This window comes from Pseudomonas sp. KH_046_1 (genome assembly GCF_057839025.1).
The window spans coordinates 2,589,378-2,602,792 of record NZ_CM174481.1; the positions used below are offsets into that span (position 1 = coordinate 2,589,378).

The following is a 13,415-nucleotide window of genomic DNA, read 5'->3' on the forward strand; positions in this document are numbered from 1 at the left end:
GCGGTGGGTCAGCTGACATCAATATTGACTGATCCACCGCCTTCGCGAGCAAGCCCGCTCCCACAGGGAGATCGGCGTGTTCTACGTAGAACTACGTAGACACCACGTACGTAGTAACGCGGATTTATTTGTGGACGGCATGCGCAGATATTGGGCCAGCTCCGCACCGCGGACACAATTATAAAAATTATCGCCGCAGTCACTGGCTGTCGGCAGGAGACACGCTATGCCCCGTCTGGCTAAACACCTCGCCTGGTTTGCCGTGGCTGTCCTGGGAGCGATTGCGCTGAGTGTCGTGGCCTTGCGCCGCGGCGAAGCGATCAACGCCCTGTGGATCGTAGTCGCAGCCGTCGCCATCTACCTTGTTGCCTACCGCTACTACAGCCTGTTCATCGCCAATAAAGTGATGCAGCTCGATCCCAATCGGGCCACTCCGGCTGTGCTCAATAACGATGGTCTGGACTACGTGCCGACCAACAAACACGTGCTGTTCGGTCACCACTTCGCCGCCATTGCCGGCGCGGGTCCGCTGGTCGGCCCGGTATTGGCGGCGCAGATGGGCTACCTGCCCGGCACGCTGTGGCTGATCGCCGGCGTGGTGCTGGCTGGTGCCGTTCAGGACTTCATGGTCCTGTTCATGTCCACCCGCCGCAACGGTCGTTCCCTGGGCGACATGGTCCGTGAAGAAATGGGCCGTATTCCCGGGACCATCGCGCTGTTCGGCTGCTTCCTGATCATGATCATCATCCTCGCGGTGCTGGCGCTGATCGTGGTCAAGGCCCTGGCCGAGAGCCCTTGGGGCATATTCACGGTAATGGCGACCATCCCGATCGCGATGTTCATGGGCATCTACATGCGTTACATCCGCCCGGGTCGCATCGGTGAAATCTCGGTGATCGGCGTGCTGTTGCTGCTGGGGTCGATCTGGCTCGGCGGGCAGGTTGCCGCGGATCCGGTGTGGGCCAAGGCCTTTACCTTTACCGGTATCCAGATCACCTGGATGCTGATCGGCTACGGTTTTGTCGCGGCGGTACTGCCGGTGTGGCTGATCCTGGCGCCGCGTGACTACCTCTCCACCTTCCTCAAAATCGGCACCATCGTCGCCCTGGCCATCGGCATTCTGGTGACCATGCCCGAGCTGAGAATGCCGGCCCTGACCCAGTTCGTCGACGGCACCGGCCCGGTGTGGAAGGGCGGTCTGTTCCCGTTCCTGTTCATCACCATCGCCTGTGGCGCGGTCTCCGGTTTCCACGCGCTGATCGCTTCCGGGACCACGCCGAAGCTGCTCGCCAGTGAGGGGCATGCCCGTTACATCGGTTACGGCGGCATGCTGATGGAATCGTTCGTAGCGATCATGGCGATGGTCGCTGCATCGGTCATCGATCCGGGCGTGTATTTCGCGATGAACAGCCCGGCGGCCGTGGTTGGCGCCGATGCGGTTACCGTTGCACAAACCGTCAGCAGTTGGGGCTTCGCCATTACCCCGGAAGCCCTGCAAGCGGTGGCTCACGACATCGGTGAAACCACCATCCTCGCCCGTGCCGGCGGCGCGCCGACCCTGGCGGTGGGGATCGCGCAGATCCTGCACCACTTGTTGCCAGGTGAAAACACCATGGCGTTCTGGTACCACTTCGCGATCCTGTTTGAAGCGCTGTTCATTCTGACCGCGGTCGACGCCGGCACCCGTGCCGGGCGTTTCATGCTGCAGGACTTGCTCGGCTCCTTCGTCCCGGCGCTCAAGCGCACCGAATCCTGGACCGCCAACCTGATCGCCACCGCCGGTTGCGTGGCCATGTGGGGGTATCTGCTGTACCAGGGCGTGATCGATCCGCTGGGCGGCATCAACACCTTGTGGCCGCTGTTCGGCATCTCCAACCAGATGCTGGCCGGTATCGCCCTGATGCTCGGCACCGTGGTGCTGATCAAGATGAAACGCCAGCGTTATGTGTGGGTGACCTTGCTGCCAGCGGTCTGGTTGCTGATCTGCACCACCACCGCAGGCTTCATCAAGCTGTTCGATGCCAACCCCGCGATCGGCTTCCTCGCCCTGGCGAAGAAATACAGCGATGCCCTGGCCAACGGTCAGGTGCTGGCCCCGGCCAAGAGCATCGACCAGATGCAACACGTGATCTTCAACGCCTACACCAACGCGACGCTGACTGCGCTGTTCCTGTTCGTGGTGTTCAGCATCCTGTTCTTCGCGCTCAAGGTCGGCATCGCTGCCTGGGGCACCAAGGAACGCACGGATAAAGAAGCGCCATATCAAGCGCTGCCGGATGCCTGATCATGTTCAATGACCTGAGTCGCCTCGGTAAATACCTCGGTCAGGCTGCACGCCTGATGGTCGGCATGCCCGACTACGACAACTACGTCGAGCATATGCAGACCAAACACCCGGACAAACCGGTGATGGACTACGAGGCGTTCTTCCGCGAACGCCAGGAGGCCCGTTACGGCAGTAAAGCCGGACCGAAGTGTTGTTGAGCGACATAAAAAAACCGGCTGAACAGACTGTGTGAAAATGCACTGAAGGCCAACCCAACAAACGCCCCGACAAGTCGGGGCGTTTGTTTTTGATCTTGCCAGACCACGTTTTCACACGGTCTGTTCCGGTGCCGTTTGCATTTCGCAGTCCTGCTACTTATCTTTCCTGGTGCACCAGCCTTTTATCAGTGGTGCACCAGGCTTCGACTGGAAATGCCGAGGGCCGTCTTCAATCTGGAATCGATGCACATAATTACTTGAATTTCACCAGCGCGAATGCAAGCGCTCCCCAAATCAAAATGACACACGTCAGGATGGCCTTAACCTTTAGCAAGCGTTTCAGGTCCACAGGAAAGTTGCGGATATCATCAACATCAAGATCTCCTGCACGAAGTCCTGGACCAGGCCACATCACCATGAACGTGATCTTTGCGACTAACAAAAGCCGACTTAACCATCCGCTCTGCGCTAGTCCTGTGGCGCTAATCACGATTTGGCGACTACCGTTCAAGGCTTGCAGAAAGCGATCCAGGTGACGGCGGCTGAGGTACAGACTGTAAAAGAAACTCACATAACACAGCAGGATTGGGCCACCAACAACAATGATCGCAGCCCAGGGAGACCAAGTTTCGATACTGATCATGGCTGTGTGGCTTCGAAAATTTTGTCAGCTGTGAATTCGCCCCCCATACCACCGACTTTCGTTCCCACCAGCGCGCCAATCCCAACTACGGCCGCGACACAGACAACACCACCTATAGCTGTAGTCACGCCAAGCGCGGCGCAGATGGTGGGACTGGCAACATGTGCCAATTCTCCTCCCAAATACCCTAAACCTGTCGATCCAATGAACTTGCCACCCTCAGTGAACCTGACCTTCTCGCACGCAGTTCCAGAGTCACCAACACAAACCTCCTGAATAGCCAGCAGCGAAGAAACCCCGCCAATACCAATGCCGATGTAACCACCGGTGCTCATGTACTTGGCAGCTCGACTGGTTGTCTCCACATGGGTTGCATACCCCGGTATCTGCCCCGGTGCCCCAGCCTTATTCCAGTGGTGCACCAAGCTACGACTGGAAATGCCGAGCGCCGTCTTCAGCTTGGGATGATCGCCCAAGGTCGTCTGGCCACGCAGGCGAGTGGAGTTCAGCAGGTGGGCGTCCAGCTGGGCGAGCAGACGCTGGCGTTCGGCGAAAAACTGCGGTGATTTGAGATGGCCGTGCTGACGATAGCTGTCCTGATGCAGGCGTTCCATGGCTTGCAGGGTGTCGCGCAGTCGGGCCAGGTGTTTTTCCATCACCACCGCGCTCACGCCAAGCCAAGTCGAGGATTGGCCGGAAAAACTGGCGATTTCAGCCGCGTGGCGGTGCATGAACTCGGCTTCTTCCGGCGTCAGGGGATCGAGTGCCAATTTGACCTGTTGAGCGGCCTGCATCAGTTGCGCTTCCTGATAGGTGCAGGAGGTGTTGTTCGGATCGCTCAGTACGATCAGCGAACCGGCCTTGATATCGCCTCGCGCAGGATTGAGCGCTCGAAACTTGCGCATCACGGCGGCATCGGGCGTGGCGAACAGCGTGGCCTCCAGGGCTTCGCGGGTCATGCTTTTGGGCACCACATAGAAGCCCGGTTCTTGAGGTTCCGCGCGGGCGAATATCGCAGGCGCCGGTGGGTTCGAAGGGGCGAAACCAGGCTGACGTGGCGCGGCCGGTTGACTGGTGGCAGCACTGGAAACGGGTTGCGCGGCGCCCCTGACCGTTCGCGGTGCAGAATTGGCGCTGCGATAGGTCGCCGTGACCACCGAGGGGATCAGCCGGGCCTTGCAGGGGCAATCGCTGTGGCTGTCCAGCGTGCCCGCCACGGCTTTGCCATGACTGATCATGTAGGAAATGCCACCGACGATCTTGTAAGTCTTGCCGTCCTTGCCACAGGTGACCCGATCACCTTCGCGGGCATGGGCGATGCCGTACATCATGACTCCGGTATGACCATCCAGGACTTTGCCGCCACAGGTGGTCTTGTCATGCAGGCCAATGAAATATCCTTCGTTCATTGATGTTCTTCCTGCTGGATGGAGGGCAGAAAATCCTCGGCCATCGCTACACCTTCACGCCCCACTAACAAAAAACCGCCTTGTAAGGTGTTGATGACCTCGTCGCCATTGCAGAGGCGGCTGCCGACCAGCGCCACATCGCTATTTTCTTGTCCCGCGCCCGTCACGATCTGTGCCGTACGCCCATCGGCGTACACGACGTAATCGTCTTTCTGTGCTGCACGTACTTTCTGGCCGCTCTCTAATGTGAACTCCAAGGGAGCAACTCCCTGCTTGATCACCCCGCCATTGCGGGTTTGACTGCCCTCGGTTGCGATTCGGTAAATGGCGTGAGCGGGATGAACTTCCATGTATGCCTGCCCCTGGCGAACAACTGCCAGAGCTTCGTCACAAAAGTGCGCAAGCCGCTCTTCTGTGAAATGGGGGGCGTCAAGACTGCAGAGAAACTCAGGAGAAACTTCGTTGGTATACAAGGGGTGCACAGGTGCATTCATTTGCAACGTCCTTATCGTCATCGGTTTGAGTTGCCTTTCCTTCTCATCTCGGCAAATGCGCTGAGCAGAGAGAATATTGGGCGACGACGAATAAGACGGTGGGACGCTTGCTGAACGCAATCCAATGGCATAGCCAAAATGAACGAATAGGAATTTTCGCAATAACAAACAACCCATTTCCTACAAGGGTAGTTACACAGACTGTGTGAATAGCCGGTTTTTTTATTGAGTACGGGAACGCCCTGAATGGCTCAGGCCGGGTGGCAATCCGAATCGTCGCCGCCACTTTTGTCCGGGGTCATGGAAGTATTGCCAACATTTCGTTCATGAGGCTGATGATCCGGCTTGGCGATCTTGAGCGCCCGGTCGGCGACCTTGGCGTTATGCATCAGGCGACAGAACACGGCGGCGATGATGATCGACAGCAGTGACCAGATGACAATGGCTTTGAGGAGCATGGCGAAACCTCTCGCGGCAAACAATTCTTACGATCACCAGCGTCCTTGCAGCAAAGGCTACCCATCCATTGTGGCAGGTGTTCATGATCTTGCATTTCCTTGCTGATTTGAACTGTTTATCAGCTATCTCCCCAGATGGAGCGACAGTTTCCCGGACCGGTACTTTAATGGATGTTCTGGAGCGACTGATCACTGGGCCGTCATAGCCTTAAGGCTATGGATCCCATACCGAAAAGCTATTTCTTCAATCGGTGATCCGGATCCACGCTTAAGGATGGTTAGCTGAAAACAAAATCAAGAGGAGATGCCATGTCAACTGAATCGAAATGCCCGTTCAATAACGCCGCTGGCGGTGGCACGACGAACCGCGACTGGTGGCCGAACCAACTGAACCTGAAGATCTTGAGTCAACACTCGCCCAAGTCTGACCCGTTGGGGGGCGACTTCAACTACGCCGAAGCCTTCAAGAGCCTGGACTTCCAGGCGCTGAAAAAAGACCTGACTGCGCTGATGACCGATTCCCAGGACTGGTGGCCGGCGGACTTCGGTCACTATGGGCCTTTTTTTATCCGCATGTCCTGGCACGCCGCAGGCACCTATCGCACCGGTGACGGCCGGGGCGGCGCCGGTTCCGGCCAGCAACGCTTTGCACCGCTCAACAGCTGGCCGGACAACGTCAGCCTCGACAAGGCCCGTCGGCTGCTTTGGCCGATCAAGCAAAAGTACGGCAATAAAGTCTCCTGGGCCGACCTGATCGTCCTCGCCGGCAACGTTGCACTGGAGTCCATGGGCTTCAAGACCTTTGGTTTTTCCGCTGGCCGCCCGGATGTCTGGGAGCCGGACGAAGACGTGTACTGGGGCTCGGAAAGCACGTGGCTGGGTGGCGACGTGCGTTATGGCAAAGATGCCGGGCAAGCTCCCGTAGAGCGCAATCTGGAAACCCCACTCGCGGCCGTGCAGATGGGCCTGATCTACGTAAACCCCGAAGGCCCTGAAGGCAACTCCGATCCGGTCGCCGCCGGCAAGGACATCCGTGAAACCTTTGCGCGCATGGCCATGAACGACGAGGAAACCGTCGCGCTGATCGCGGGCGGTCACGCCTTCGGCAAAACCCACGGTGCCGGTACTGTCGACCATGTCGGACCTGAGCCCGAAGCCGCCGGCCTCGAACTGCAGGGCTTGGGCTGGAAGAGCACGTTCGGTACCGGTAAAGGTGGCGACACCATCTCCAGCGGCCTGGAAGTGACCTGGACGACCACGCCAACCCAGTGGAGCAACAACTACCTGGAGAACCTGTTCGGTTACGAATGGGAACTGACCAAGAGCCCGGCGGGGGCAAACCAGTGGAAGCCGAAAAACGGCGCTGGCGCCGGCACCATTCCGGATGCCCATGATCCGTCCAGACGGCGCGATCCGACCATGCTGACCACGGACCTGTCGCTACGCTTCGACCCGATCTATGAGCCGATTTCGCGGCGCTTCCTGGCCAATCCAGACCAGTTGGCCGACGCCTTTGCCCGCGCCTGGTACAAGCTGATCCACCGTGACATGGGGCCGCTCTCACGCTACCTCGGCCCGGAAATGCCGAACGAAGAGCTGCTGTGGCAGGACCCGATCCCGGCCGTCGACCATCCACTGGTCAACGACAGCGATGTCGCCGCGCTCAAGGGCAAAATTGCGGCCTCGGGGCTGTCAGTCTCGCAGCTTGTGTCTACAGCTTGGGCGGCGGCTTCCTCTTTCCGTGGCTCTGACAAACGCGGCGGCGCCAACGGCGGGCGTCTGCGCCTGGCACCGCAGAAGTCCTGGGAGGCCAACCAGCCGGAGCAATTGGCCCGCGTGCTGGCAAAACTCGAAAGCATCCAGGGCGAGTTCAACAGTGGCGGCAAGAAAATCTCCCTGGCCGACCTGATCGTGCTCGCCGGTGGCGTGGGCGTGGAACAGGCCGCGAAAAATGCCGGTCATAGCGTGACGGTGCCTTTCACGCCAGGGCGCATGGACGCCAGCCAGGAACAGACCGATGTCGACTCCTTCGGTTACCTTGAACCGATTGCCGACGGCTTCCGCAATTACCTGAAGCAACAGTACCGTGTGCCGGCCGAAAAATTGCTGATCGACAAGGCGCAACTGCTGACGCTCAGCGCGCCGGAAATGACGGTGTTGCTGGGCGGCTTGCGTGTGTTGAACACCAATGTCGGCCAGAGCAGACACGGTGTGTTCACCTCACGGCCGGAAGCGTTGACCAATGACTTCTTCACCAACCTGCTGGATATGGGGGTGGAGTGGAAGCCCGTGTCGGATGCCCAACAAGAGTATGAAGGGCGCGATCGCAAAACCGGTGCAGTGAAGTGGACGGGTACCCGGGTTGACCTGGTCTTCGGTTCCAATGCGCAGTTGCGCGCCTTGGCCGAATTCTATGCCACCGCCGATGCGCAGCAGAAGTTCGTCAAGGACTTCGTTTCTGCGTGGACAAAAGTGATGAATCTGGATCGCTTCGATCTGGCGTGATCAAAAAGCCTGAACTTGCCGCGACCCGGGTGGAATCGGGTCGCGGTCACTTCATCTTCGCCATTGACCACGATGCCGGTGGTCAGATGGCGTACCCGCTGATACGGGTTTGTATCCGCAGGTATCTGCAATGCGCGCCGTTACCCCAGCATACAAAACTGCCGTTTCCCGACACCCGGGCGATACACGGCCGCCTTCAAATGGAACCACCGGCATCGCGCCACTTTCGGCGCGGCCTGGCGTGGTTCAACTGGAGGAAAGACAATGTTGCGTATCCACCCCCGTCACACCATCGGCAAGCTTGGTCTGGTTCTGGCCGCCGCCGGGCTCGCCACCCTCTCGAACTTCTCTCAAGCCCAGGAAACACAGCCAGCCCCGGCGATGAAAAGCTGGCAGCAGGGCCTGCATCGCACCGACCTGGTACGTGAAGACCTGGGCGCCGCCAACCGCGAAGTCCTGCAGGTGCTCGTGGACTTCGAACCGGGCGTGACGTCGCCTAGACATGCTCACCCCGGTGTCGAGGTGGCGCACGTGATCAGCGGCACTTTTGAGTATCAACTGGAAGGGCGCGCACCGGTAACGCTCAAGGCCGGTGACTCGTTGTACATCCCCGAAGGCGTCGCCCATGTGGCGAAGAACGTGGGCCAGGGCAAGGCCTCAGAACTGGCGACCTACATCGTGAAAAAAGGCGAGCCGCTGCTGATCCTGAAGGAGTAGGCGGGGGCCACCGGGTCATTGCGCACTGCACACCTCCCACACACAACCGCGCAGCCAGCGATGCGCCGGGTCGGCGTCCATGCGCGGGTGCCACAGCATCGAAACCGTGATGGGCGGCGTGGGGAACGGCAGGGCAAAGCAGTGCATCCCCTGGCACAGGTTGCCGACGTGCCGCTGCGGTACGCTGGCGACCAGGTCTGAAGCCCGTGCCAATGCAATCGCCGAAGAGAAACCGGCGACAATGGTGGCGATGTCCCGCTTCAGTCCCAGCTCATTCAAGGCGTCGTCCATGACGCCTTTTTCGTGGCCCCGGCGCGAGACCAGAATGTGCCGGGCGGCGGCATAACGAACCGCTGTCATCTCGCCGCGAGCCAGTGGATGGCCCTTGCGCACGACGCCCACGAACCGGTCGCGAAACAGCATCCGGGTCCGCACTTCCGGGCTGGTCGATTCGCCGATCACACCGGTTTCCAGATCCACCGAGCCCTCGCGCAGCAGGGTGCTGTCCTTGTTCAGCTTCTGCACGAAATTCAGGCGGACACCGGGTGCGTCCTGATGGATGCGGGCGATCAGTGGCGGTCCGAAATTTTCCACGAAGCCATCGCTGGTGCGCAGGGTGAAGGTGCGTGCCAGTTGATTGAGGTCGAGTGCCTCGGCGGGGCGCAGGACGGCTTCGGCGTCCTGCACCAGCGCGCCGACCCGTTCACGCAGTTCCAGTGCCCGGGGCGTGGGAACCAGTCCGCGACCGGCCCGCACCAGCAGCGGATCGCCCGTGGTTTCGCGCAACCGCGCCAGCGCCCGGCTCATGGCCGAGGGGCTCAGGCGCAAACGCTGCGCGGCGCGGGCCACGCTGCCTTCTTCGAGCAACACGTTCAGGGTGATCAGCAAGTTCAGGTCGGGCATGGAATCAATTCCTGTGGGGGCGACGGTGCGGCGATCCGACCTGCTCGCGAAGGTGGCACATTAAAAATGATGTTGTCTGACACACCGCTTTCGCGAGCAGGCTCGCTCCCACATGGGGTTTCTGTTATGTGGCGTCTAGTGCATGAATAAAGTGCAAATGCTGCGTCTTCCGCCATGTTATGGCCGGGCTTAGGCTTCGGACAACCTGTTTGCGGAGTCGCGAGAAAATGAAGTCCATATCGATTCGGGGCGCCATGGCCAGCCTGTCGTTATCCATGTTGCTGTCGTCCCTGGGCACCAGCATTGCCAACGTGGGTTTACCGACACTGGCCGAGGCGTTTTCAGCGTCGTTCCAGGCCGTGCAGTGGGTGGTGCTCGCCTACTTGCTGAGCATCACCGCGCTGATCGTCAGCGTCGGCCGGCTCGGCGACCTCCTGGGGCGGCGGCGATTGCTGCTGATCGGCATTGCGCTGTTCACCGTCGCCTCGCTCCTGTGCGCCCTGGCGCCCAATCTGTGGCTGCTGATTGCCGCTCGTGCCTTACAGGGCGTCGGCGCGGCGACCATGATGGCGCTGACCATGGCGCTGGTGAGCGGGGCGGTGCCCAAGGAAAAAATGGGCAGCGCGATGGGCGTGCTCGGCACGATGTCGGCAATTGGCACCTCACTGGGGCCGACGCTTGGCGGCGTGTTGATTGCCCAGGTGGGCTGGCAGGGGATTTTTCTATTGAACCTACCCTTGGGTGTTTTGGCGATGGGACTGGCGTGGCGCTTCTTGCCGGTGGATCGCCACGAGATGACCTCCACTCGACCCGATTTTGACGCACTTGGCACCCTGGTATTGGTCCTGACCCTGTTGGCTTACGCGCTGGCAATGACCTTTAGGCGCGGTAGCTTCGGCCCGCTCAATACGGCGCTGCTGCTGGTCGCGGTGATCGGCTTGATGGTGTTCGTGCTCGTCGAGCAGACCGCCGCGTCGCCGCTGGTCAAACTGGCGATGTTGCGTAATCCGCGGCTGAGCGCTGGGTTCGCCATGAGTAGCCTGGTGACTACGGTGGTCATGGCCACCCTGGTGGTCGGGCCGTTCTATCTGTCGGGTGCACTGGGGTTGAGTGCGGCGAGTGTCGGCCTGGTGATGTCGGCCGGCCCGTTGGTGGCGGCATTGGCCGGTGTGCCCTCCGGACGGCTGGTCGACCGATCGGGCGCGCAGCGTTCGAGCACGGTCGGGCTGATTGCCATGTTGACCGGCGCTTGCATCCTTCCCGTCGTGCCGATGAGCGTCGGCGTGCTCGGCTACGTCGTGCCGCTGGTGCTCCTCACGGCCGGTTATGCGCTGTTCCAGGCGGCGAACAATACCGCCGTGATGGCAGATATTGAGGCGCAGCAGCGTGGTGTGGTTTCCGGTTTGCTCGGCCTGTCGCGCAATCTCGGGCTGATCACCGGCGCCTCGGTGATGGGCGCAGTGTTCGCCTTCGGCACAGCCAGCGACGATATTTTGCAGGCGCAACCTGAGGCCATCGCGCAGGGGATGCAGTTGACGTTTGCGGTTGCTGCGGGGCTGATTCTCGTGGCTCTGGTGCTGGGAGCGGTCAGCAAAATCGTTTCACGTCGCTTAGTCGCGCCGTGCTGAAAAACGGCGCGACTGTCGTGAAAACGACCTGTTTGCGCTGAACGCGAAGCCTCGCGAGTTTTCTGTTGAACGAGTGTTCAGTCTGGACTATGTTGGGGGCCACCTTCCCCCGGCTGGTTGCGGGCTTGCGTTTCTTCAATTCGAACGAGGCACTGGCATGCGGTTTTCACCCTTTGTTGAACGGATCAGTGGCCAAGGCGTTGCCGCTTGGGATATCCACTACGCAGCCAGTGCGGCGCAGCGCAAAGGCGAGGACGTGATCATCCTCAGCGTCGGCGACCCGGATTTCCCCACCCCCGATTTCATTACCGATGCCGCCATCCACGCCCTGCGTGAAGGGGATACCCACTACACCGAAATCGCCGGCCGCCAGGCCTTGCGCGAGGCCATTGCCGGCCGCTACAGTCAACTGATCGACCGCGAACTGCAGGCGTCCAACGTCATTCTCACGGCCGGTGCGCAGAACGCCTTGTTCGCCACCTCGATGTGCCTGCTCGGTGCCGGCGACGAAGTGATTGCCTTCGATCCGATGTACGTCACCTACGAAGCGACGCTCAAGGCGTCCGGCGCCACGCTGGTGCGGGTGCCCTGCGCGGCGGACTCGGGTTTCCGCCTTGATGCCGCCGTGTTGGCCAAGGCCATCACCCCGCGCACCCGGGCGATTTTCTTCTCCAACCCGAACAACCCCACCGGCGTGGTACTGGGTCGCGAAGAGCTGCAAGCCATCGCCGAACTCGCCATCGCCCATGACCTGTGGGTGGTGGTGGACGAGGTCTACGAGAGCCTCGCCTACGAGCGTGAACACCTGAGCCTGGCGGCATTGCCGGGCATGGCTGAGCGCTGCGTGGTGATCGGCAGCCTGTCCAAATCCCATGCCATGACCGGTTGGCGCATCGGCTGGGTCGTGGCCAATGAAGCCCTGGTCAATCATGTCGAAACCCTGGTGCTGAGCATGCTGTACGGCCTGCCCGGGTTTGTCATGGAAGCGGCGCTCAAGGCCGTGCAGTCCCATGATGAAGTCACCCACGGCATGCGCGAGATCTATCGTCGGCGCCGCGACCTGGTGGTGTCCGGCCTGGCGGATTGCCCGGGCATCAGTGTGCTCAACCCCGATGCCGGCATGTTCGTGCTGGTGGACGTGCGCGGCACCGGTCTGACCTCACTGGAGTTCGCCTGGCGCCTGCTGCGCGAGGCCGGTGTCTCGGTGCTCGATGCGGCGGCATTCGGTGAGCCAGCCCAAGGGTTTGTGCGGCTGTCGTTCACCCTCAGTGACGAGCGCCTGGCCCAGGCCTGCCAGCGTATTCGCGGCTTTGTCCAGGTACTCAATGGTGAAGCGCCGAGGCCGGTGATTGGCACGGTGACCAGCACCGCGACCGTCGAACCGGTCGCGGTCAAGACCATGATCGAGGTCGATGGCCTGCACAAACGCTTCGGCAATATCGAAGTGCTCAAGGGCGTTTCCCTGACCGCCCGCGAGGGCGACGTGATCTCCCTGATCGGTGCCAGCGGCTCGGGCAAGAGCACCTTGCTGCGCTGCATCAACATGCTCGAAGTGCCGGACCAAGGGCGCATCCTGGTCGATGGCGAAAGCATTCACCTTAACCAGAATCGCCCCGGCGCACCGCTGGTGTCGGACGCCAAGCAGCTTGTGCGCATAAGGTCGAGCCTGGGCATGGTGTTCCAGAACTTCAACCTCTGGCCCCATCGCACGGTGCTGGAAAACCTCATCGAAGCGCCGACCCAGGTCTTGCGTGAAAGCCGTGCGGAGGCCACTGAACGGGCCGAAGCGCTGCTCGAACGCGTCGGGCTGGCGGCCAAGCGCAACGAGTACCCGGCGTTTCTCTCCGGGGGACAGCAACAACGGGTGGCCATCGCCCGGGCCCTAGCCATGCGGCCCAAGGTCATGCTGTTCGATGAACCCACCTCGGCACTCGACCCGGAACTGGTCGGGGAAGTGCTGCGGGTGATCCGCTCCCTCGCCGAAGAAGGCCGGACCATGATCCTGGTGACCCATGAAATGGCTTTCGCACGCGATGTCTCTTCCAAAGTCGCCTTTTTGCATCAAGGGCTGATCGAGGAAACCGGTTCGCCGGACGAAGTGTTCGTACACCCACGCAGCGAGCGTTGCCGACAATTCGTCAACGCTCATCAGACTCGCTAACTCATCATAAAAA

Annotated in this window: 11 protein-coding genes; 6 read left to right on the forward strand and 5 right to left on the reverse strand. The window is 60.7% G+C overall.

From position 1 onward, the window contains the following. The first annotated feature begins 226 nt into the window (after positions 1–226). Both AC3IT9_RS12075 and AC3IT9_RS12080 read left to right on the forward strand, forming a co-directional pair. Positions 227–2,284, forward strand: a complete 2,058-nt coding sequence (locus AC3IT9_RS12075) for a carbon starvation CstA family protein (RefSeq protein ID WP_353741074.1) — start codon at positions 227–229, stop codon at positions 2,282–2,284. A gap of 2 nt (positions 2,285–2,286) precedes the next feature. Further along, positions 2,287–2,484, forward strand: coding sequence for a YbdD/YjiX family protein (locus tag AC3IT9_RS12080; protein ID WP_007976534.1), 198 nt, complete (start codon positions 2,287–2,289; stop codon positions 2,482–2,484). 253 nt (positions 2,485–2,737) lie between these two features. On the opposite strand, the gene AC3IT9_RS12085 is transcribed toward AC3IT9_RS12080, so the two are convergent. From AC3IT9_RS12085 to AC3IT9_RS12100, 4 genes are all read right to left on the reverse strand, one after another. Then, a complete protein-coding gene (locus AC3IT9_RS12085) occupies positions 2,738–3,127 on the reverse strand; it encodes a hypothetical protein (protein WP_150725320.1) in 390 nt (129 codons plus the stop codon). After that, positions 3,124–4,536 (reverse strand): PAAR domain-containing protein, encoded by a 1,413-nt coding sequence (locus tag AC3IT9_RS12090; protein WP_489273199.1) that lies wholly within the window; start codon positions 4,534–4,536, stop codon positions 3,124–3,126. The genes AC3IT9_RS12085 and AC3IT9_RS12090 overlap by 4 nt, the downstream gene beginning before the upstream one ends. Continuing rightward, complete coding sequence (locus AC3IT9_RS12095) at positions 4,533–5,030, reverse strand: hypothetical protein (protein WP_489273200.1); 498 nt, start codon at positions 5,028–5,030, stop codon at positions 4,533–4,535. The genes AC3IT9_RS12090 and AC3IT9_RS12095 overlap by 4 nt, the downstream gene beginning before the upstream one ends. A 251-nt stretch (positions 5,031–5,281) precedes the next feature. Further along, the gene (locus AC3IT9_RS12100; protein WP_150725323.1) at positions 5,282–5,488 is read right to left on the reverse strand and encodes a hypothetical protein; all 207 of its coding nucleotides are present in this window, start codon (positions 5,486–5,488) and stop codon (positions 5,282–5,284) included. 309 nt (positions 5,489–5,797) lie between these two features. Between AC3IT9_RS12100 and katG the strand changes: the two genes are divergently transcribed. Together katG and AC3IT9_RS12110 are read left to right on the forward strand one after the other, a co-directional pair. Next, positions 5,798–7,993 carry a catalase/peroxidase HPI gene (gene katG, locus AC3IT9_RS12105; RefSeq protein ID WP_489273201.1) on the forward strand — a complete coding sequence of 732 codons (2,196 nt, stop codon included), beginning with the start codon at positions 5,798–5,800 and terminating at the stop codon, positions 7,991–7,993. Between the two features lie 264 nt (positions 7,994–8,257). Continuing rightward, positions 8,258–8,710 (forward strand): cupin domain-containing protein, encoded by a 453-nt coding sequence (locus tag AC3IT9_RS12110; protein WP_489273202.1) that lies wholly within the window; start codon positions 8,258–8,260, stop codon positions 8,708–8,710. A 15-nt stretch (positions 8,711–8,725) separates the two neighbouring features. On the opposite strand, the gene AC3IT9_RS12115 is transcribed toward AC3IT9_RS12110, so the two are convergent. Further along, complete coding sequence (locus AC3IT9_RS12115; protein ID WP_489273203.1) at positions 8,726–9,613, reverse strand: LysR family transcriptional regulator; 888 nt, start codon at positions 9,611–9,613, stop codon at positions 8,726–8,728. Between the two features lie 227 nt (positions 9,614–9,840). On the opposite strand from AC3IT9_RS12115, the gene AC3IT9_RS12120 reads away from it, so the two are divergent. Next, on the forward strand, positions 9,841–11,241 hold the full coding sequence (locus tag AC3IT9_RS12120; protein ID WP_489273204.1) for an MFS transporter: 1,401 nt from the start codon (positions 9,841–9,843) through the stop codon (positions 11,239–11,241). A gap of 157 nt (positions 11,242–11,398) precedes the next feature. Then, positions 11,399–13,402 carry an aminotransferase class I/II-fold pyridoxal phosphate-dependent enzyme gene (locus tag AC3IT9_RS12125; RefSeq protein ID WP_489273205.1) on the forward strand — a complete coding sequence of 668 codons (2,004 nt, stop codon included), beginning with the start codon at positions 11,399–11,401 and terminating at the stop codon, positions 13,400–13,402. Positions 13,403–13,415 lie beyond the last annotated feature (13 nt).